Genomic DNA, 18953 nt, shown 5'->3' on the forward strand with positions numbered 1-18953 from the left:
GACTACCGGCTGGAGATCGGGTACGGCGACGCGACCGTCGAGACCGACGATCCGTACCGCTTCCTGCCGACACTCGGCGAGATCGATCTGCACCTGATCGGTGAGGGCCGGCACGAGCAGCTGTGGGAGGTGCTCGGCTCGCGGGTGCGCCGCTTCGACGCGCCTGCCGGTACGGGCTCACCGTTCGAAGCGCCGGTGGGCACATCCTTCGCGGTGTGGGCGCCCAACGCGCGCGGCGTGCGCGTCGTCGGCGACTTCAACTACTGGAACGGCACCAGCCATCCGCTGCGATCGATGGGCTCCAGCGGTGTGTGGGAACTGTTCGTGCCCGGGGTCGGCACCGGCGCGCGATACAAGTACGAGATCCTCGGCCGCGACGGGGTGTGGCGGCAGAAGGCTGATCCGCTGGCCCGCCGGTGCGAGCATCCTCCGGCGAACGCCTCGATCGTCGATGAGTCGCACTACGAGTGGTCCGACTCGCAGTGGCTGGACCGGCGCGCGAAGTGGGATCCGTACCGCGCGCCGATGTCCGTGTACGAACTGCACCTCGCGTCCTGGCGCCCTGGGCTGGATTACCGCGGCTTGGCGGAGCAGTTGCCGCCTTACCTGAACGAGCTCGGCTTTACGCACGTGGAGTTCCTGCCGCCGACCGAGCATCCGTTCGGCGGATCGTGGGGTTATCAGGTTTCTTCATACTTCGCGCCGACGGCGCGGCTGGGCACGCCGGACGACTTCCGCGCCCTGGTCGACGCGCTGCACGAGGCCGGGATCGGCGTCATCATCGACTGGGTGCCGGCGCACTTCCCGAAGGACGCGTGGGCGCTGGCCGAGTTCGACGGCACGCCGCTGTACGAGCATCCCGATCCCTGGCGCGGCGAGCACCCGGACTGGGGCACGCTGGTCTTCGACTACGGACGCCGCGAGGTGCGCAACTTCCTGGTCGCCTCGGCGCTGTTCTGGTGCGAGGAGATGCACATCGACGGGCTGCGGGTGGACGCGGTCGCGTCGATGCTCTACCTCGACTACTCGCGTGAGGACGGGCACTGGCACCCGAACGCTTACGGCGGGCGGGAGAACCTGGAGGCGGTCTCCTTCCTACAGGAGCTGACCGCGACCGTGTACAAGCGGGTGCCGGGCGTCGTGGTGTCCGCCGAGGAGTCCACCGCCTGGCCCGGCGTGACCCGGCCGACCGACCAGCACATCGAGGGCACCGGGACCAACGGCCTCGGCTTCGGCTTCAAGTGGAACATGGGCTGGATGCACGACTCGCTCGGCTACGTGCGCGAGGAGCCGATCAACCGGAGCCACCACCACAACCGGATGACGTTCTCGCTGATGTACGCGTTCACCGAGAACTTCATCCTGCCGATCAGTCACGACGAGGTGGTGCACGGCAAGGGCTCGCTGCTGCGCAAGATGCCTGGCGACCGCTGGCAGCAGCTGGCGAACCTGCGCGCGTACCTGGCCTTCATGTGGGCGCACCCGGGCAAGCAGCTGCTGTTCTCCGGCAGCGAGTTCGCCCAGGACGCGGAGTGGTCCGAACAGAGCGGCCTGGACTGGTGGCTGCTGGACTACCCGGAGCACCGCGGCGTCTTCCGCCTGGTGCAGGACCTCAACGCGGTCTACCGCGCGCATCCCGCGCTGTGGGAGCAGGACACCTCCGGCAGCGGCTTCTCCTGGCTGGCGGCCAACGACGCGGATCACAACGTGTTCGCGTTCGTACGATGGTCCAACGACGGCACACCGCTGGTCTGCGTCGCGAACTTCGCGGGCGTGCCGTGGGAGGGGTACTCACTGCCGTTGCCGTGGGACACCGATCGCGCGGTGGTGTGGGACGAGGTGCTCAACACCGACGCCGGGCAGTACGGCGGCTCGGGCGTGGGCAACTTCGGTGCGGTGCACGCCATCGCCGAAGGCCAGGACGGCTGGCCGGCGCGGGCGTGGTTGCGTGTTCCGCCGCTTGGCGCGCTGTGGCTGACGCCGCGTCGGATCGAGGACGAGGACGAGGACGAGCAGAGTACGGGTGAGCGGGGTGAGAGCGAGCCGGGCGAGCCGCGGCTAGCCCAGGGAGCGCTCGGCGGCCTCGACGACGTTGGTGAGCAGCAGGGCGCGGGTCATCGGACCGACGCCGCCGGGGTTGGGCGAGAGGAATCCGGCGACCTCGGCGACGCCGGGGGCGACGTCTCCGGCGAGCTTGCCGTCGACGTGCGAGACGCCGACGTCGAGGACGGCGGCACCGGGCTTGACCATGTCGGGCGTGAGGAGCCCGGGGACACCGGCGGCGGCGACGACGATGTCCGCGCGCCTGGTGTGCCCGGCCAGGTCGCGGGTCCCGGTGTGGCAGAGCGTGACGGTGGCGTTCTCTGACCTGCGGGTCAGGATCAGCCCGAGCGGCCGCCCGACGGTGATGCCGCGGCCGATGACGACCACCTCGGCGCCGTTCAGCCCGACGCCGAAGCGGCGCAGCAGCACGACGATCCCGTACGGGGTGCAGGGCAGCGGTGTCGGCTCGCCGAGTACGAGCTTGCCGAGGCTCAGCGGGTGTAGTCCGTCCGCGTCCTTGGCCTGGTCGACCCGTTCCAGCACGCGGAACTCGTCAAGGCCCTTGGGCAGCGGGAGCTGGACCAGGTAAGCGTGGCAGTCCGGGTCGGCGTTGAGCTCGGCGACTGCCTGTTCGACCTGCTCCTGCGTGGCGTCGGCGGGCAGCCGGCGGTCGATCGAGTTGATGCCGATCTTCCGGCTGTCGCGGTGCTTCATGGTCACGTAGGAGTGCGATCCCGGATCGTCGCCGACCAGAATCGTGCCGAGGCCGGGCACGATCCCGCGCTCGGCCAGCGCTTGCACGCGCTTGGCAAGGTCCTGGCGGATCTCGTCCGCGGTCAGCCAGCCGTCCAGAATCGTCGCGGTCATGAGATTCATTCTCTCAGATGCGATCAACGGACTACGAGTAGACTCCGCGCGCTGAGTACGTGCTATTACGTGTCCTACGTGTCCGGAGAGTCGTCAGGGGGACGCAGTGTCCGAGTCATTCGAGTCCGTGCCCGTATCGCCGAGCGAGCCTTCGGACCAGCCCGCAGCGGTACCGCCGATGTCACCGCCGGACGTGCCGCCGACGTCGGTGTATCCGACATCGACGCCGACTCCCGGACCCGGATACGCGAGCCCTGGATACGCGGACCCCGGATACGGACAGAACCCGGGCTACGCGCAGAACCCCGGATATGCACAGAACCCCGGATACGCACAGCCGCCGAACGCGGCGTACACGCCTTATCAGAGCTACGGCTATCCGTATCCGATGATGCCCGGCGCGCCACAGGAGCTGCCCAAGGGCATGGCGGTCACCGGGATGGTGCTCGGCATCGTGGGCGCGGTCACGTCGCTCTTTTACATCGGCGGCGTCATCGGGATCGTCGGCCTGATCTTCTCGATCATCGCGCTGCGGAAGGCGAACCGCCGTGAGGCAGGCGGGCGTGGCATGGCGATCTCCGGGCTGGTCACGTCGATCATCGCGATCATCGTCAACGCGATCGAGATCGTCCTGATCGTGTGGTTCGTGCACACCGTGTCCAACTGCGCGCAGTACGACCCGAGCTCAAGCCCAAACGGGAACACCACGGCGTACGACCAGTGCATCCGGCAGGGCGTCCTCGGCAACTAGCGTTTGCCGGCTCGTGCGCCGAGGGCGCCCTGTCGGGGAGTACCCCAGTCGAGAAGTACCGGGCCTCAGTGTGCGAAGTGCCGTGTTCCGGTGAGGTACATGGTCACGCCTGCGGCCTCGGCCGCGGCGAGCGACTCGGCGTCTCGCACTGAGCCGCCGGGCTGGACCACGGCCCGCACCCCGGCCGCGAGCAGGATCTCAAGGCCGTCCGAGAACGGGAAGAACGCGTCGGAGGCGGCCACCGACCCGGCCGCGCGGTCCCCGGCCCGGGTGACCGCGAGCCGCGCCGAGTCCACCCGGTTGACCTGTCCCATCCCGACGCCCACCGCGGCGCCGCCGGAGGCCAGCAGGATGGCGTTCGACTTGACCGAGCGCACCGCGCGCCAGGCGAAGACCAGGTCGGCGAGCGTGTCGGGGTCGGCGGCCCGGCCCGCGGCGAGCCGCCAGTTCGCCGGATCGTCGCCGGGGGCCTGGAAGTTGTCCCCGGCCTGCATCAGCATGCCGCCGGTGATCTGCCGGTAGTCGGTCACCCGCCGGGCCTGCGACGTGGTGCGCAGCAGTCTGATGTTCTTCTTGGCGGACAGTATTTCCACCGCGCCGTCCTCGTAGCCGGGGGCGACGATCACCTCGGTGAAGACCTCGGAGACCTGGTGGGCCATCTCAGCGGTCACCGGCCGGTTGGAGGCGATCACCCCGCCGAACGCGGAAACCGGATCGCAGGCGTGCGCCTTGCGGTGCGCCTCGGCGATGTCGCCGTGCTGTCCGCCATCAGACACCCGGGCGACGGCGATACCGCAGGGGTTGGCGTGCTTGACGATCGCGACGCAGGGCTCGGCGAAGTCGTAGGCCGCGCGCAGTGCCGCGTCGGTATCCACGTAATTGTTGAAGGACATCTCCTTGCCGTGCAGCTGCTCCGCAGTTGCGAGGCTGTCGCCTTCGGCGCCACCACCGAGGTAAAGCGCGGCGGCCTGGTGCGGGTTCTCGCCGTAACGCAGCATCGCCTTGCGTGTGTACGTCGGGGCGACGAAGTCCGGGAACGGTGAGTCGTCGGCCGGTGCGTAAACGGAGGCGAACCACGACGCGACGGCCGCGTCGTACGCGGCGGTGTGCGCGAAGGCCTCGGCCGCCAGCCGCTTGCGCTGCTCCAGTGTGAAGCCGCCGTTGTCCAGCGCGGCCAGCACGTCGGCGTAGCGGGCCGGATCGACCACGATCGCGACGCTCGGGTGATTCTTGGCTGCGGCGCGCACCATCGACGGCCCGCCGATGTCGATCTGCTCGACGCACTCGTCGGGCGCGGCGCCGGAGGCGACCGTGTCGGTGAACGGGTAGAGGTTCGAGACGACCAGGTCGAAGGGTTCGATGCCGAGCTCGTCGAGCTGCCGGACGTGGTCGGGCAGTCGGCGGTCGGCCAGGATCCCGGCGTGCACCTTCGGGTGCAGGGTCTTGACCCGGCCGTCGAGGCACTCGGGGAAGCCGGTCAGCGCGGCGACTTCGGTGACCGGCACGCCCGCGGCGGCGATCCGGGCGGCCGTGCTGCCGGTGGAGACGATCGAGACGCCGGCGGCGTGCAGTCCGCGCGCGAGCTCCTGGAGCCCGGTCTTGTCGTACACGCTGACCAGCGCGCGACGGATGGGGAGCTGGGTGCTCACGGGATGGTCACCTTCCGGTTGCCGATGGGAGGCCGGTCGCCGACGGGGGCATCGTCGGCATCGGCAGGGGAAACGCCCGCGGAGATGGTCCAGCCCTCGCGGACCATCCGGCCGACCTGCTCGACCAGCAGCCGCCGCTCGGCGACCTTGATCCGCTCGTGCAGGCCGGTCTCGTCGTCGCCGTCCTCGACCGGAACGGCGGCCTGAGCGATGATCGGGCCGTCGTCGATGCCCGCAGCGACCGCGAACAGTGTGCAGCCGGTCACCTTGACGCCGTAGGCGAGGGCGTCACGCGCGCCGTGCACGCCCGGGAAGGACGGCAGCAGCGCGGGATGCGTGTTCACGGTGCGTCCGCCGAACGCGGCGAGGAAGTCCGGGCCGAGCAGCTTCATGAAGCCGGCGCAGACGACCAGGTCGGGGGCGTGCCGGACGACTTCGTCGCGCAACGCGCGGTCCCAGGCGAGCCGGTCGGGATAGTCGCGCACTCGGCGCACGAAGGTGGGCACCGCGGCGTCTTCGGCGCGCTTGAGGGCGAGGATGCCGTCCCGATCGGCGCCGACGGCGACGACTGTGGCGCCGTACGACGGATCGGCCGAGGCGTCGAGCAGCGCCTGGAGGTTGCTCCCGGTGCCGGAGACCAGCACGACGAGCCGGGCCGGCGGAATCGGCGGGGGCGGATAGCGCGTGGGATCGGTCGACGGTGACGGTGCTGTTGATGATGACAGTGCAGTTGATGATGACAGTGCAGTTGGGGCTGACTGTTCGGTTGGGGAAGCCACGACCGCGGCGTCCTTTCAGACCAGTTGATTCAGTCCGGTCGACGATGAGGTGTCGCCCGGTCCGGTTGTCGGCATGGATCTTGGGCGGGCGAGTGGGATGTGAGCAACGATAGCTAGCGGTACCGTGAGGGGACCAATCGAACAGGCGCTATCCCCGCCGGCGGCCATGCCGGACGCGGCGTTTGACCTTCCCGTGACGACGGAGCGGAAGACAGTGACCGACGCCCCATCCCGCCAGGACTCCCCCGAGAACGACGACGGTCGCTCCTCGTCCGAGCACGCGCAGGGATCGCCGAGGCAGGGCGCCCAAGGCACGCAGACCCAGGACAAGCAGGCACAGGACGAACAAGCCCGGGACAAACAAACACAGGGCACGCAGACCGACGGCACGCCGCAGTGGGCCGCCGATCAGCCAGCGCCGGCGCCGTGGTTCCTCGGGCGGCCCGGCCCTGTGCCGCAGGACTTCCCGCCGCCGCAGACCTGGCCGCAGCCTCCGGCGCCACCGCTTCCGCCGCCGAACGCCGACCAGGCGAACTGGCCGGATCAGGCTCCCGGGGCGCGCCCGGAGCAGCCGCCCGCGGTCCCGCCGTGGACCGGGCAGGCGCCGCCCAATCCCGAGCGCCCGGCCAACGCAGGTCCGGCCGGTCCCGCTGGCGACTCGCCACAGCAGACGCCGTGGCTCGATCCGAACCGTTACGGGCAGCAGCCAGGACCGAACCAGCCCGGCCATGACCAGCGTTCGGATCACCGCCAGCAGCAGCCGCAGCGGCGCGAGGAGCCAGGGAAACGTCCGCCGCTGAGCTTGCGCACCCGCTGGGCACGCGGCCTGGCGCTGGGCGGCGCGGCGTGCGTGCTGATCACACTGCTGAACGGCTACCGGAATTTCCCGGCCTGGCTGATCGGGGCGGTCATCGCACTGCTGATGTCGCTGGGCGGCCTGTGGCTGGGGGCGTTTGCGCAGCGTGACGCGGCGCGGCAGTCGCAGCGCGCGCCGGAGGCGGTGGCCTCGGTGGTGTGGGGCGGCATCTCCACGCTGATCGCGGTGGCGATCGTGGCCTTCTCGCTGGTCTTCTACCCGCAGCTGCGGGACCTCTCGAACTGCATGCGCGCGGCGAACACCATCGCCGGGCAGAACCAGTGCCAGCAGCAGTTCGACAACTCGATGACCTTCAAGCCGTGACGGTGTCCATGTCGTACGTGTCGTACACGTCCCCGATGCCCAGACGCGCAGTCGGTCTGGTACGCAGCGTCAGGGCGCCCAAGGCCTCAGTAGCCCGGCTCGGGCTAGTGGCCGTGTCGTCGGTCGCGGCGGCCTGGGTACACCAGAACCACGACCCGGGGTCGCTGTGCCCGCTGCGCAGGCTGACCGGCGTGCCGTGCCCGTTCTGCGGGTCGACCACGGTGTTCATGGAGGCGGGCGCGGGCCATTGGTACGCCGCGCTGGCGGCCAATCCGGCGACCGTGGTGGCGGCGCTGGTGTTCCTGGCCGCGCCGCTGCTGGCCGTCGATCCGATCATGACGATGGTGCGGCTGCCGCCGAGAGTGCTGTGGATCGGCGGGACGGTGCTGCTGGTGGCTTCGTGGCTCTGGGAGCTGCACCGATTCGGCTTTCTGAGTTAATACCCGTTCAGTCTATTGGAAAATGTGGACATCAGGGCAAACCCTGACGATGTGTGAGAGAGCCGCACACGTCGGCAGGAGGCCCAGATGAGTACGACACCGAACCAGCCCGAAGAGCCCCGTCCCCAAGAGCCGCAGGCCGAACCCGAGCGGCCCGGCGACGAGGCGCACGACGCGCTCAAGAGCCTCGGGGACAAACCACGAGCGGACGACGTCGGCGAGACCGCGTACTCGGCGGTCCCCCCGCCGTTGCCACCGACTGGCGACCCGGCCCAGGGCCCGGTACAGGACGCGATCCCCGGCGCTCCCGGGCAACCACAGGGCGGATTCCCGGCGCCTGGCGGCATGCAGCAGGGACCGCAGCAGTCGCCGTACCAGCAGCAGCACCAGTACGGCCAGCAACCGCCGTACAGCCAGCAGCAGCCTCAATACAGCGGCTCCGAGCAGTACGCCGGACAGTACTCCGGGCCGTACCAGGCGGCCCCTGCGCCGCCGCAGTACGGCCAGCCCTACGGGTATCCGGCGAGTGACCTGCCGCCGGGCATGCCGCCGCTGGCGGACTGGGGCCAGCGGGCCATGGCCTTCATCCTGGACAACGGTGTGGCGATCGCGGCGGGCTGGATCGCCGGAGGCACCCGCAGCAAGACGATCGACGTGGTTTTCGGCCTCGTCGCCCTGGCCGGGCTGGTGTGGGCGGTCCTCAACGCGGTCCGCGCGGGGCGCGGCGGGCAGTCCTACGGAAAGCGGGTCGTGGGCATCCGGCTGGCCCGGCTCGCCGACGGCCAGCCGATCGGCGCCGGACGGGGCTTTCTACGGCTGTTCCTCAACTGGATCCTCTGGGTCGCCTGCCTCGTGCCCGGCGTGCTGAACCTGCTGTGGCCGCTGTGGGATCGCAAGCACCAGACCTGGTCCGACAAGGCCGCCAGATCAGTGGTCGTGAAAACGCGGTAATGCGCCGTGGCCACGCGCTCCCTCGAACCGGTACGGTCTCGGAGCGTGTCCTACAGTTCACAAAGCGGATATGAGCAGCAGCACGACGCGTATAGCTCTTACGCGCCGTTCAGCGGCGTACCTGCGTACACGGTGCACGTCGCCCACACCGCCTACGCATCATGGGGCGCTCGGCTCGGCAGCGCTCTGCTCGACGCGCTCATCGCGGCTCCCGGATACGGCTTCGGGCTCATCCTCGCCGACGCCACCGGCTCCCCCGTCACCGTCGATCCCAACACCTACGCGGTCCGCGGCGGCCCGGACGACAGGTACCTCGTCGTCGGGGTCCTGATCACGCTGCTCATCTGGTGCCTGAACCTGTCCCGGCAGGGCGTCACCGGCTCCAGCCTCGGGCAGCGTGTCTTCGGCGTCCGCATCGTGCGGCGGGAGAGCGGCCGGCCTCCCGGCCGCGGGCTCGCTCTCGGGCACTACGCCGCCCACCTGCTCGATCTGCCATGGCTGCTCGGCTTCCTCTGGCCGCTCTGGGACCGCGAGAGCCAGACCTTCGCCGACAAGCTGTGCGGAACCATCGTGCTGACCATCCGTCAACCCGGCGCCCACGCCCGATAGCTGGCGCTGCGGCTGCGAATCTGGCTGGGACTGCGGCTGCGGCCGGTCGACGTAGCCGCGGCCGTAGTCGATGGCGTACCAGAGCCCGAATCCGCAGACCGTCACGAACGCGAGCTCGCCCAGCACGGCCAGCCCGACCTGCCACGGCACCGGGCCCACGGCCGACATCGTCCCGGCGGCGACCGGCCCGCCGGAGAGCACGGCCCCGGCTCCGGCGACCGCGCCGACCGCCGGGACCGCCGTGCCGAGCGCGGCCGCGCGCTCGGCCAGACCGCGCACCGACGATCCGATGATCAGGACCGTGACGGCGCCGGCCGCCAGCGGGATCGCGAAGACCAGGGCGAGCCACAGGCTGTGCGCTCCGGCGTGCGGCACGGCCTGCATCAGCGGCAGCCCGGGCAGGGCGCCGTGCACCGATCCGGCCACCGAGATCGACGAGCCCTGGCCGACCACGAAGCCCGGTCCGGCGGCGAAGCCCAGCGCCCAGACCAGCAGGTTGGGCACCAGGGCCAGGTCGATCAGGAACAGTCCGAAGTCCCCGGCGGTCCCCTGGCCGATGGCGTTGCCAAGGTGGACGACGTCCGTGAAGCGCAGGCACACAGCGAGCGTGGTGAGCAGGGCCGCACCGGCGAGGAGCACGGCCAGGGCGGCGACAGCGGCCCGCAGCGCGGTGGCGGCCCACCGGTCGAGGCGCGGCGCGCGCACGCTGAGCAGACCCGCGCCGAAACCGCAGGCGGCGATCAGGCACGGATAGGCCGCCGCGGCGCCGATGTCGGCGTGCAGCGCTCCGGCGGCGGCGCTCCACGCGATGGTAAGCGCGGCGAGCGGATAGCAGGCGACCACCGAGGCGAGCGCCCAAAGCCCGGCGTCGAAGTGGCGGGCTGCGTACCGGCCGGCCAGGATCAGCGCGATGACCGGCAGGACGGTGAAGCCTAACGGGGACAGGCCGAACGGACCGTCAGGAGTCTGGAGCAGCACGTGGTGCGCGGCGAGCCACAGTTGCCCCGCGACGTGCAGCGGTGCGGCGTACGAACCGTTCGCGGGAGCGGCCATCGCCCAGACGGCGAGGGTCAGCGCGGCGGCCACCAGCCAGCCGAGCGCGGTCACGACGACCGCGGCGGCAGCGCCGATGGTCAGATCGGACGCGTGGTCGGCGAAGTCCTGCGCCGAACTGGTGAGGACGTGCACCGCGTTGCTGAGGGCCTGCGCTGGGGACTGCGGCGGCGCGTCGACGGGTGGCTGCGGACTGTCGGCCATGCGACCCATGCTGACCGCGCCAATACGCGGTAACGCAGCAGGCGCGCCCGCCCTTCACTCGGACGAGCGCGCCTGCGTAGCAGCTCGGTTGAAAGCAACCCGGCGTTACAGCGCCTCGATGATCTCCCGCATCAGCCGCGCGGTCTCGGACGGCGTCTTGCCGACCTGGACCCCGGAAGCCTCCAGGGCTTCCTTCTTCGCCTGCGCGGTGCCGGACGAGCCGGAGACGATCGCGCCGGCGTGGCCCATGGTCTTGCCCTCGGGCGCGGTGAAGCCGGCGACGTAACCGACGACCGGCTTGGTGATGTTCTCCTTGATGTACGCGGCGGCCCGCTCCTCGGCGTCGCCGCCGATCTCGCCGATCATCACGATCGCGGCGGTCTCCGGGTCGTCCTGGAACGCCTGGAGCGCGTCGATGTGCGTGGTGCCGATCACCGGGTCGCCGCCGATGCCGACCGCGCTGGAGAAGCCGAGGTCACGCAGCTCGTACATCATCTGGTAGGTCAGCGTGCCGGACTTGGACACCAGGCCGATCTTCCCGGCCCTGGCGATGTCGGCCGGGATGATGCCCGCGTTGGACTTCCCGGGGCTGATCAGACCCGGGCAGTTCGGGCCGATGATCCTGGTCTTCTTGCCCTGCGCGTAGGCCCAGAACTCGGTGGAGTCGTGCACCGGGATGCCCTCGGTGATGACGACCGCGAGCGGGATGTCCGCGTCGATCGCCTCGATCACCGCGCCCTTGGCGAAGGCCGGCGGGACGAAGACGACCGAGACGTCCGCCCCGGTCTCCCGGATCGCCTCGGCCACGGTGCCGAAGACGGGGATCGACACGCCGTCGATCTCCACCTTCTCCCCGGCCTTGCGCGGATTGACCCCGCCGACGATCTTCGAGCCCGAGGCGAGCATGCGCCTGGTGTGCTTCATGCCCTCGGAGCCGGTCATGCCCTGCACGATGATCTTCGAGTTCTCGTCGAGGAAGATGGCCATCGTTCGTCACTCCCCTACTTCGCCGCGGCGAGCTCGGCCGCGCGGGCCGCGGCGCCGTCCATGGTGTCGACCTGCTCAAGGCCGTGCAGCGCGGCCTCGGTCAGGATCTTGCGGCCGAGTTCGGCGTTGTTGCCGTCGAGCCGGACCACCAGCGGCTTGCCGACCGCCTCGCCGCGCGAGTCCAGCAGCGCGAAGGCCTGCACGATGCCGTTGGCCACCGCGTCACAGGCGGTGATGCCGCCGAAGACGTTCACGAACACCGACCTGACCGCCGGGTCGCCCAGGATGATCTCCAGGCCGTTGGCCATCACCTCGGCGGACGCGCCGCCGCCGATGTCCAGGAAGTTGGCGGGCTTGACGCCGCCGTGCGCCTCACCGGCGTAGGCGACCACGTCGAGGGTCGACATGACCAGGCCGGCGCCGTTGCCGATGATGCCGACCTCGCCGTCCAGCTTGACGTAGTTGAGGTGCTTCTCCTTGGCCTTGGCCTCCAGCGCCTGTGCCGCCGAGAGGTGTGCGGCGGCCTTGTCCTCCAGCGCGGCGTGCCCGGCCTGGCGGAAGTCGGCGTTGGCGTCGAGGGTCACCTTGCCGTCGAGCGCGACGATCTTGCCGTCGGCGGTCCTGACCAGCGGGTTGACCTCGACGAGCAGCGCGTCTTCCTTGACGAAGACCGTCCACAGGCTTTGCAGCACCTCGGCGACCTGGTCGGCGACGTCGGCCGGGAACTTCGCCGCGGCGACGATCTCGCGGGCCTTCTCGGCGGTCACGCCGACGGTCGCGTCGACCGGGATCCTCGCCAGCGCCTCGGGCTTGGTGACCGCGATCTCCTCGATCTCCATGCCGCCCTCGACCGAGGCCATCGCCAGGAAGGTGCGGTTGGCCCGGTCCAGCAGGAAGGAGACGTAGTACTCGGCCTCGATCTGCGCGGTGACCGCGAGCATCACCTTGTGCACGGTGTGGCCCTTGATGTCCATGCCGAGGATCTGCTCGGCCTTGGCCCGCGCGTCCGCGGGGTCGGCAGCCAGCTTCACCCCGCCGGCCTTGCCCCGGCCCCCGGTCTTGACCTGGGCCTTGACCACCGTCCTGCCGCCCAGCCGGGCCGCGGCCGCCTGCGCCTCGTCGGGCGTCCCGGCGACTTCCGCCGGCAGCACCGGCACACCGTGCTTGGCGAAGATGTCCCTCGCCTGGTACTCGAAAAGATCCACGCGTCCGTCCTCGGAGACTGAGCGGCTCGGGGCGGCTGCTCGTCCCCGGCCTTGGAAGCTGGTACGAGGTTATCCCGCTTCGGTTAACCGCCAGTAATCGAGAAGGTGTGATGTCCGTCTACCACATTGCCGTCCGGAAGCCGGACGTGATCCGGGGTCGTGATCAGGGCGCTGCGCCAGACCCGGACCGCGCCGCGAACGGGGACAGGTCGCGGCGCTCGATGGCCGCGGCCATCAGCGGGCCGAAGCGGTCAGGGGTGCAGGCGAACGCGGGGACGCCGAGTTCGGCGAGCGCCGCGGCGTTGCGTTGGTCGTAGGAGGGCGCACCCTCGTCGGACAACGCGAGCAGCACGACGCACTGCACTCCGGCGCCGGTCATCTCGGCGACGCGACGCAGCATCTCGTCGCGTATCCCGCCTTCGTAGAGATCGGAGACCAGCACGAAGACCGTGTCGACGGGCCGGGTGATCAGCGACTGGCAGTACGCGATGGCCCGGTTGATGTCGGTGCCGCCGCCGAGCTGTGTACCGAACAGGACGTCCACCGGGTCTTCGATCTCGGGTGTCAGGTCGACGACGGCGGTGTCGAAGACCACGAGCGAGGTCTTGAGCGCCTTCATGGAGGCGAGCACCGCGCCGAACAGCGAGGCGTAGACGACGGACGCGGCCATCGAACCGGACTGGTCGACGGCCAGGATCACGTCGCGTTTGACGGCCCTGGCGGCGCGAGCGTAGCCGATGAGGCGTTCGGGGACGACCGTGCGGTACTCGGGCTGGTAGTGCTTGAGGTTGGCACGGATGGTCCGGTTCCAGTCGATGTCCTGCGGCCGCGGCCGGTTGGTGCGCGCGGCCCGGTTGAGCGCGCCGGTGACGGCGGCGCGGAAGCCCTGCGCGAGGTGCCGCTCCAGGTCCTCGACGACGGTACGCACGATCTGCCGCGCGGTCTGCTTGGTCTCCTCGGGCATCAGCCGGTTGAGGGAGATCAGGGTGCCGACGAGGTGGACGTCGGGCTCGACCGCGCCGAGCAGCTCCGGTTCGAGCAGCAGCTGGCGCAGATTGAGCCGGTCCACCGCGTCGCGCTGCATCACCTGCACGACGGAGCTGGGGAAGAACTCGCGGATGTCGCCGAGCCACCTGGCCACGTTGGGCGCCGAAGCCTGGAGGCCAGCACTGCGCTCGCCGCCGGAGGCGCCGCGGGACCGGCCCGCGCCGTTGTTGGCACCGGCCGCGTAGAGGGCGTCGAGCGCGTTGTCCATGCGCTGGTCGCGCTCGCCGAGGCCGCCGCAGGAGCCGTCCGCCTCACCGCCGAGGACGAGCCGCCAGCGACGTAGCCGCTCGCCCGCGGGCACTGTGTTGTCGGAGGGCGCTGCGTCGTTGAGGGGCGCTGCGTCGTCGAAGAACACTGTCACGGCGCGGGCTCCAGGGGCGACGAGGTGGGCAGGGTCTGTCCGGTGAGCAGGAGATGCATGGTGGGCAGCGCGGCCGCGACCCAGTCCGCCGCGATTCCGGTCGGCAACGCGGCTTCGGACGAGTCGGCTGCGCCCTCCGCGTCGCCCAGGTGCGCGGCGCGGTCGCCGATGGTGCGCCGTTCCGGCTCGGTGAAGGTGGCGAAGGTGCGCCGCAGCAGCGGCAGCACCTGTTCGAACCGGTCCGCTTCGAGGCCGGCGAGCCAGTGGTCGATGAGCCGCAGCAGGGTCCTGTCGTGCGCGAGCACGAGCCCCGACCCGGCGAGGAAGCCCTCCAGCCAGCCGGCCGCCTCGGGCGGCTCGGCGCCGCGTGACAGGGCCCTGCCCATCCGGGTGGCCACGTCCTCGGCGCCGAAGGCGCCCGCGTCCCGCAGCAGGCGGGTGGCCCGGCCGACCAGCAGGCCGTTGGCTCCCGCGCCGCCGAGGTCGGCGACCTGGCGCAGCGCCTGCTTCCACGGCTCGCGGATCGCGGTGTCGTCGAGGATCTCGATCGCCGCGTGCACCTTGCCGAGCGCGGGGGCCAGGGCGCGGGCCGCGTCGTCGTCCACTGCGACGCACGCCGGAGGCAGGCCGATCGCGATGCGTACCGCGATGCCGTTGACGACGGTCGTCAGGCCGTCCGCGCGGGTGCCGCGCACGTCGCCGTATCGCAGGATATTGGCGAGCGGCGGCAGCGCGGTGGCCAGGTCGGCGATGTCGGTGTCGAGCGCGGCCCGGTTCTGCAACCGCGCTATCAGCGGGTCGACGGCGTCCGGCAGGTCGGCGGTCAGGCACCGCTCGACCAGGACGGTGAGCGAGCCGAGGGTCTCCGTCTGCGCGGCGCTGTCCAGCGCCTTCGCGGTGGCGGCGGCCTGCACCGTGGTGCCCCACACCGCGGCCTCGACGAGTCTGACCTCGAACATCGGTTCCCAGGCCACCTGCCACGATTCGCGGAAGGTGCCGGTGGAGCGGGAGCCGACGCCGACGGCCCAGTCGACGCCGAGCAGGCCGAGCCGGTGGAAGAGCTTTGATCTGCCGAGGTCGTTCGGGTTGCGCAGGTCGAGGTCGTACTGCTTGTCGGTGGCGGCCCTGGGCAGCCGCAGCCGTTTGGCCTCACGTGCCAGGTCCGCCGCCAATGGCACGGTCGGCACGCCGGAGGGCACGCTGCCCAATATCTCACCGACGACCAGCTCCCGGCTGATCAGGCCGAGCGGCTCCTCGCGCCCTTCGCAGAGCACGGCGATCGTGGCCTCGGTCAGCTCGGCCAGGCCGGGCGTCGGGCGGCCGCGCAGCGCGGCGAGGGACTCGGCCAGCCGGGTCGCCTCGATCAGGTGCGCGGACGAGACCGGGTGCCGTTCGGCGCGCAGTAGTTCGGCGACCATGACGAGCCAGCGCTCTGTGACGTGGTCACCGGTCTCGAACAGGTGCTGGTACCAGCCGGGCGAGCCGATGCCCGCGCCATAACCGGAGTAGTAGGACAGCCTGCTGTGCGTCCACGGCACCCAGGTCAGCGCGGTCGCGTTCGCCTTTGTCGGCTTGGGAATCCGGGCCAGCAGCGCGTCGTCGGCGGCGGCGGGCAGCGGCTCGGCGTCGCGTCCGTCGCCGATGCCCGACAAGGCCGGAACGTGATAGGCACCGCAGATCACTGCGACGCGCTTCGCACCGTCGGCGAGCGCTGCGCGAAGCACCGAACGCATGTGCGCTTCCCGCAGCGCGTCGCGTGGCGGGGTCGGCTGCCCCTCCCGGACAGCCGCCATTGCGTCGGCTATGGCGGCGAAGGCCGCGAAGGGTTCCCCGCCCGTGTCCCGGTGCTCGACGACGTCCTCCCACCACGCCTCCGAGTCGCCGTAGCCCGCCGCCTCGGCGAGCCGCGCGATCGGATCGGGACCATCCCCGGCCTGGTCCCGATCCGACTCCCCGTCCGCGCCGGCACCGGCGTCGCCCTTGCCGTCCCTGTCCCACACCAGGGATGCGGCGGCGGGCAGATCGCAGAACCCGACTTCGATGCCGCGCCTCACGGCGTATCGCAGCGCGGACCACTCCGGGGAGAACGCGGCGAACGGCCAGAACGCCGATACCTTCGGGTCCTGCTCCCGATAGGCGAGCAGAGCTACCGGCGGTTCCATGCCGCTCGCGCCGACCAGCGGGATGAGCGGATCGGCGTCGCGCGGACCCTCTATGAGGATCCTGTCGGGTTCGTACCGGTCCAGGGCGGCGACGACCCCGCGCGCCGAACCTGGACCGTGGTGCCTTACGCCCAACAGAACGACTGCCGGGGTGAACCGGTTCACCCCGGCGACCGACGAGGCGGTCACGCCGACAGCTCCCGGCAGGCCTCGTAGAAACCGGCCCAGCCCTCGCGGGGCCGCACCACGGTCTCCAGGTACTCGCGCCACACGACCGGGTCGGTGGACGGGTCCTTGACCACCGCGCCGAGTATCCCGCCGGCCACGTCGTGCGGGCGCAAAGTGCCGTCGCCGAAGTGCGCGGCCAGCGCGATCCCGCCGGTGAGCACCGAAATCGCCTCGGCCGGGGACAGGGTGCCGGAGGGCGACTTGAGCCTGGTGCGCCCGTCCTCGGTGGCGCCGGAACGCAGCTCGCGGAAGACGGTGACGACGCGGCGGATCTCCTCGGCGGCGGCCGGGACCTCGGGCAGTTCAAGACCGCGGCCGAGCGCGGCGACCCGCTGCGTGACGATGCGCACCTCGTCCTCGGCGGTGGCCGGCAGCGGCAGCACGACCGTGTTGAACCGGCGGCGCAGCGCGGACGACAGGTCGTTGACGCCGCGGTCGCGGTCGTTGGCCGTCGCGACGACCGAGAAGCCCTTGACCCCCTGGACCTCGTCGCCGAGTTCCGGGATCGGCAGCGTCTTCTCGGACAGAATGGTGATCAGCGTGTCCTGCACGTCGGCCGGGATGCGGGTGAGCTCCTCGATCCGGGCGACCTTCCCGCCGGTCATCGCGGTCATCATCGGCGAGGGGGTCAGCGCGGCGCGGGACGGGCCGTGGGCGAGCAGCTGCGCGTAGTTCCAGCCGTAGCGCATCGACTCCTCGGAGGTGCCGGCGGTGCCCTGGATCAGCAGGGTCGAGTCGCCGCAGACCGCCGCGGACAGGTGCTCGGACACCCAGCTCTTCGCGGTCCCCGGCACGCCGAGCAGCAGCAGCGCGCGGTCGGTGGCGAGGGTCGCCACGGCGACTTCGATCAGCCGGCGCGGGCCGATGTACTTCGGGGTGATCTCGGTGCCGTCCGCGGCGTGCCCGCCGAGCAGGTAGGTGGCCACGGCCCAGGGCGAGAGGTTCCAGCGCGGCGGGCGCGGCCGGGAGTCGCCCTTGGCGAGCGCGTCGAGTTCGTGCGCGAAGGCGTCCTCGGCGTGCGGGCGTAGGACGGCCGACTCGGACAACGGCGTGGTCATGATCGGTGGTTCCTGCCTGTGATCGGTTATCAGGGTCGTCTGACGGTCAGTTCGGCGAGCATGTCGCGGCGGAAGTCCAGCAGGGCGAGCATCTGTGCGAAGTCGATCCGGGCCGCCGCGCCGTCGAGCGCGGTCACGGCCTGGCTCGCGACCAGCGCGGCGACCCGGTCGCGCGCGGAGACCGGGGCGTGGTCGGCGACGGCGGTCTGCAACTGTTCGGCGATCCATCCGGACCAGGCCGCCCGATCGCCCTGGGTCCCGTAGCCGGCCAGCGCGTCGAGCAGCAGCAGCGCACCGTCCTGCGGCCATGGCTCGTCGGCCCGGCTCATCACGAAGTTGTGCAGGTCACGGCCGATGCCGCGGTCGGCGGTGAGCAGCCGGGCGACCTCGGCGGTGAACGCGGGCGGGGCCGGCTTGTCGCGGCGCCGCTGCAAGCCGCCGGCCAGCAGCGTGGCCTCGTCGCGCACCTGCTTCGACGGGTCCTTGATCAGCCCCTCGACGAACGGCAGGTCCGCCGGGTCGGGGTACCTGGTCAGCAGGGCGAGCAGCGCGAGCTTGACCGGGACGCGTTCGGCGGTCCAGGTCTCGCGGATCAGCCGGCGCGCCTCCTGCGGGTCGCGCAGGTAAAGCCCCGCGACGTACGAGATCCGCGTGTCGGGGTCGGGGCTGTGCCGGTCCTGCGGGTCCGCCTGCTCGCGGGCCTCGCGCAGCAGGTACTTCCAGGTGCCGCTCGCGGTGGCCAGCCAGCGGCCGGGCGCGCCGAGCACGAGGGCGAGGTCCTCGCGGATCAGGGTATTGGTACGACCGAGGTCGAGCAGCGCCGGGAAGAAGACCGCGGGCAGCCGGAATCCGGCGGCGCGGACGGCGGCGAGCCATTCCGGCAGGTACTTCGGATACGCGTCGAGAATCGCGCGTAGCCGGCGCACGGCGGGCTCGGGCAGCAGCGGCCGCGGATCGGCCGGCGCGGGGACGGGCAGCGTGCCGTCGAACCGTTCCGGTGGTGCGCCGACCCGCCGCACCAGGCCCGCAACCGCGGCCCGGGAGAGCAGCGCGAGCGCCGGGTCACTGTGTTCGTGGCCACTGTGTTTCTGCCCACTGTGTTCGTCACCAGCGCGTCCGGCACCGTCCGGCCCGGCGCCCGTCCCCGGAACGGGGCGGCGGTCCGTGCCGACCAGCGCGGTCGAGACCAGCTCGGCCCACTGCCCGACCGCAGTGCCGAGCCCCGCCCCGGTCAATGCACTGAGCTCGGCGTTCACAACGTTCGTCATCAGAGGCTCGCCGCCTGTCCGTCGCTCCACACCGTGATCGGAGTCAGCCCGCCGTTGCGGTACAGGCCGAACAGCGGCGCCGGGTGCCCGCCGCCCGAAGCCAGCAGGCCG

General features: G+C 71.1%; 13 protein-coding genes and 3 pseudogenes. 6 read left to right on the forward strand and 10 right to left on the reverse strand.

Translation table 11 applies throughout. The annotated features are described in order from the left end of the window. Positions 1–1977: pseudogene (gene glgB / locus VGS97_RS26910) on the forward strand (1,4-alpha-glucan branching protein GlgB); the annotation flags it as partial. Between the two features lie 81 nt (positions 1978–2058). On the opposite strand, the gene VGS97_RS26915 reads toward glgB, so the two are convergent. Continuing rightward, positions 2059–2910, reverse strand: coding sequence for a bifunctional methylenetetrahydrofolate dehydrogenase/methenyltetrahydrofolate cyclohydrolase (locus VGS97_RS26915; protein WP_326856465.1), 852 nt, complete (start codon positions 2908–2910; stop codon positions 2059–2061). Between the two features lie 106 nt (positions 2911–3016). Between VGS97_RS26915 and VGS97_RS26920 the strand changes: the two genes are divergently transcribed. Next, on the forward strand, positions 3017–3661 hold the full coding sequence (locus VGS97_RS26920; RefSeq protein ID WP_326856466.1) for a DUF4190 domain-containing protein: 645 nt from the start codon (positions 3017–3019) through the stop codon (positions 3659–3661). A 65-nt stretch (positions 3662–3726) separates the two neighbouring features. Here the strand turns inward: VGS97_RS26920 and purH are convergent, their stop codons facing one another. After that, positions 3727–5310, reverse strand: coding sequence for a bifunctional phosphoribosylaminoimidazolecarboxamide formyltransferase/IMP cyclohydrolase (gene purH / locus VGS97_RS26925; protein ID WP_326856467.1), 1584 nt, complete (start codon positions 5308–5310; stop codon positions 3727–3729). After that, positions 5307–5975 carry a phosphoribosylglycinamide formyltransferase gene (gene purN / locus VGS97_RS26930; RefSeq protein ID WP_349262277.1) on the reverse strand — a complete coding sequence of 223 codons (669 nt, stop codon included), beginning with the start codon at positions 5973–5975 and terminating at the stop codon, positions 5307–5309. The genes purH and purN overlap by 4 nt, the downstream gene beginning before the upstream one ends. A gap of 328 nt (positions 5976–6303) precedes the next feature. Between purN and VGS97_RS26935 the strand changes: the two genes are divergently transcribed. From VGS97_RS26935 to VGS97_RS29870, 4 genes are all read left to right on the forward strand, one after another. Beyond that, positions 6304–7269, forward strand: a complete 966-nt coding sequence (locus VGS97_RS26935) for a hypothetical protein (RefSeq protein WP_326856469.1) — start codon at positions 6304–6306, stop codon at positions 7267–7269. 35 nt (positions 7270–7304) lie between these two features. Then, entirely contained in the window at positions 7305–7709 is a 405-nt protein-coding gene (locus VGS97_RS26940; protein WP_326856470.1) for a DUF2752 domain-containing protein, read from the forward strand. A gap of 87 nt (positions 7710–7796) precedes the next feature. Then, positions 7797–8660 carry an RDD family protein gene (locus VGS97_RS26945; protein ID WP_326856471.1) on the forward strand — a complete coding sequence of 288 codons (864 nt, stop codon included), beginning with the start codon at positions 7797–7799 and terminating at the stop codon, positions 8658–8660. Between the two features lie 132 nt (positions 8661–8792). Then, the gene (locus tag VGS97_RS29870) at positions 8793–9269 is read left to right on the forward strand and encodes an RDD family protein (protein ID WP_414641846.1); all 477 of its coding nucleotides are present in this window, start codon (positions 8793–8795) and stop codon (positions 9267–9269) included. A gap of 108 nt (positions 9270–9377) precedes the next feature. Here the strand turns inward: VGS97_RS29870 and VGS97_RS26950 are convergent. The 7 genes and pseudogenes from VGS97_RS26950 to VGS97_RS26980 all read right to left on the reverse strand — a co-directional run. Further along, positions 9378–10535 (reverse strand): annotated as a pseudogene (locus VGS97_RS26950) (DUF6350 family protein); the annotation flags it as partial. Positions 10536–10631: 96 nt separating this feature from the next. Then, on the reverse strand, positions 10632–11513 hold the full coding sequence (sucD, locus tag VGS97_RS26955) for a succinate--CoA ligase subunit alpha (protein WP_326856473.1): 882 nt from the start codon (positions 11511–11513) through the stop codon (positions 10632–10634). A gap of 14 nt (positions 11514–11527) precedes the next feature. Then, positions 11528–12721, reverse strand: a pseudogene (gene sucC / locus VGS97_RS26960) (ADP-forming succinate--CoA ligase subunit beta); the annotation flags it as partial. A 160-nt stretch (positions 12722–12881) separates the two neighbouring features. Beyond that, positions 12882–14066: a VWA domain-containing protein gene (locus tag VGS97_RS26965; RefSeq protein ID WP_349262278.1), complete on the reverse strand. Its 1185-nt coding sequence runs from the start codon at positions 14064–14066 to the stop codon at positions 12882–12884. A 56-nt stretch (positions 14067–14122) separates the two neighbouring features. Beyond that, positions 14123–16477 carry a DUF5682 family protein gene (locus tag VGS97_RS26970; RefSeq protein ID WP_326856475.1) on the reverse strand — a complete coding sequence of 785 codons (2355 nt, stop codon included), beginning with the start codon at positions 16475–16477 and terminating at the stop codon, positions 14123–14125. Next, entirely contained in the window at positions 16474–17574 is a 1101-nt protein-coding gene (locus tag VGS97_RS26975) for an AAA family ATPase (protein WP_326856476.1), read from the reverse strand. Before VGS97_RS26975 ends, VGS97_RS26970 begins: the two co-directional genes overlap by 4 nt. 29 nt (positions 17575–17603) lie before the next feature. Then, positions 17604–18842 carry a DUF5691 domain-containing protein gene (locus tag VGS97_RS26980; protein ID WP_326856477.1) on the reverse strand — a complete coding sequence of 413 codons (1239 nt, stop codon included), beginning with the start codon at positions 18840–18842 and terminating at the stop codon, positions 17604–17606. Positions 18843–18953: the final 111 nt, after the last annotated feature.

It is taken from the genome of Actinocrinis sp. (assembly GCF_035946395.1).
In the GTDB taxonomy this organism is placed as follows: domain Bacteria; phylum Actinomycetota; class Actinomycetes; order Streptomycetales; family Catenulisporaceae; genus Actinocrinis.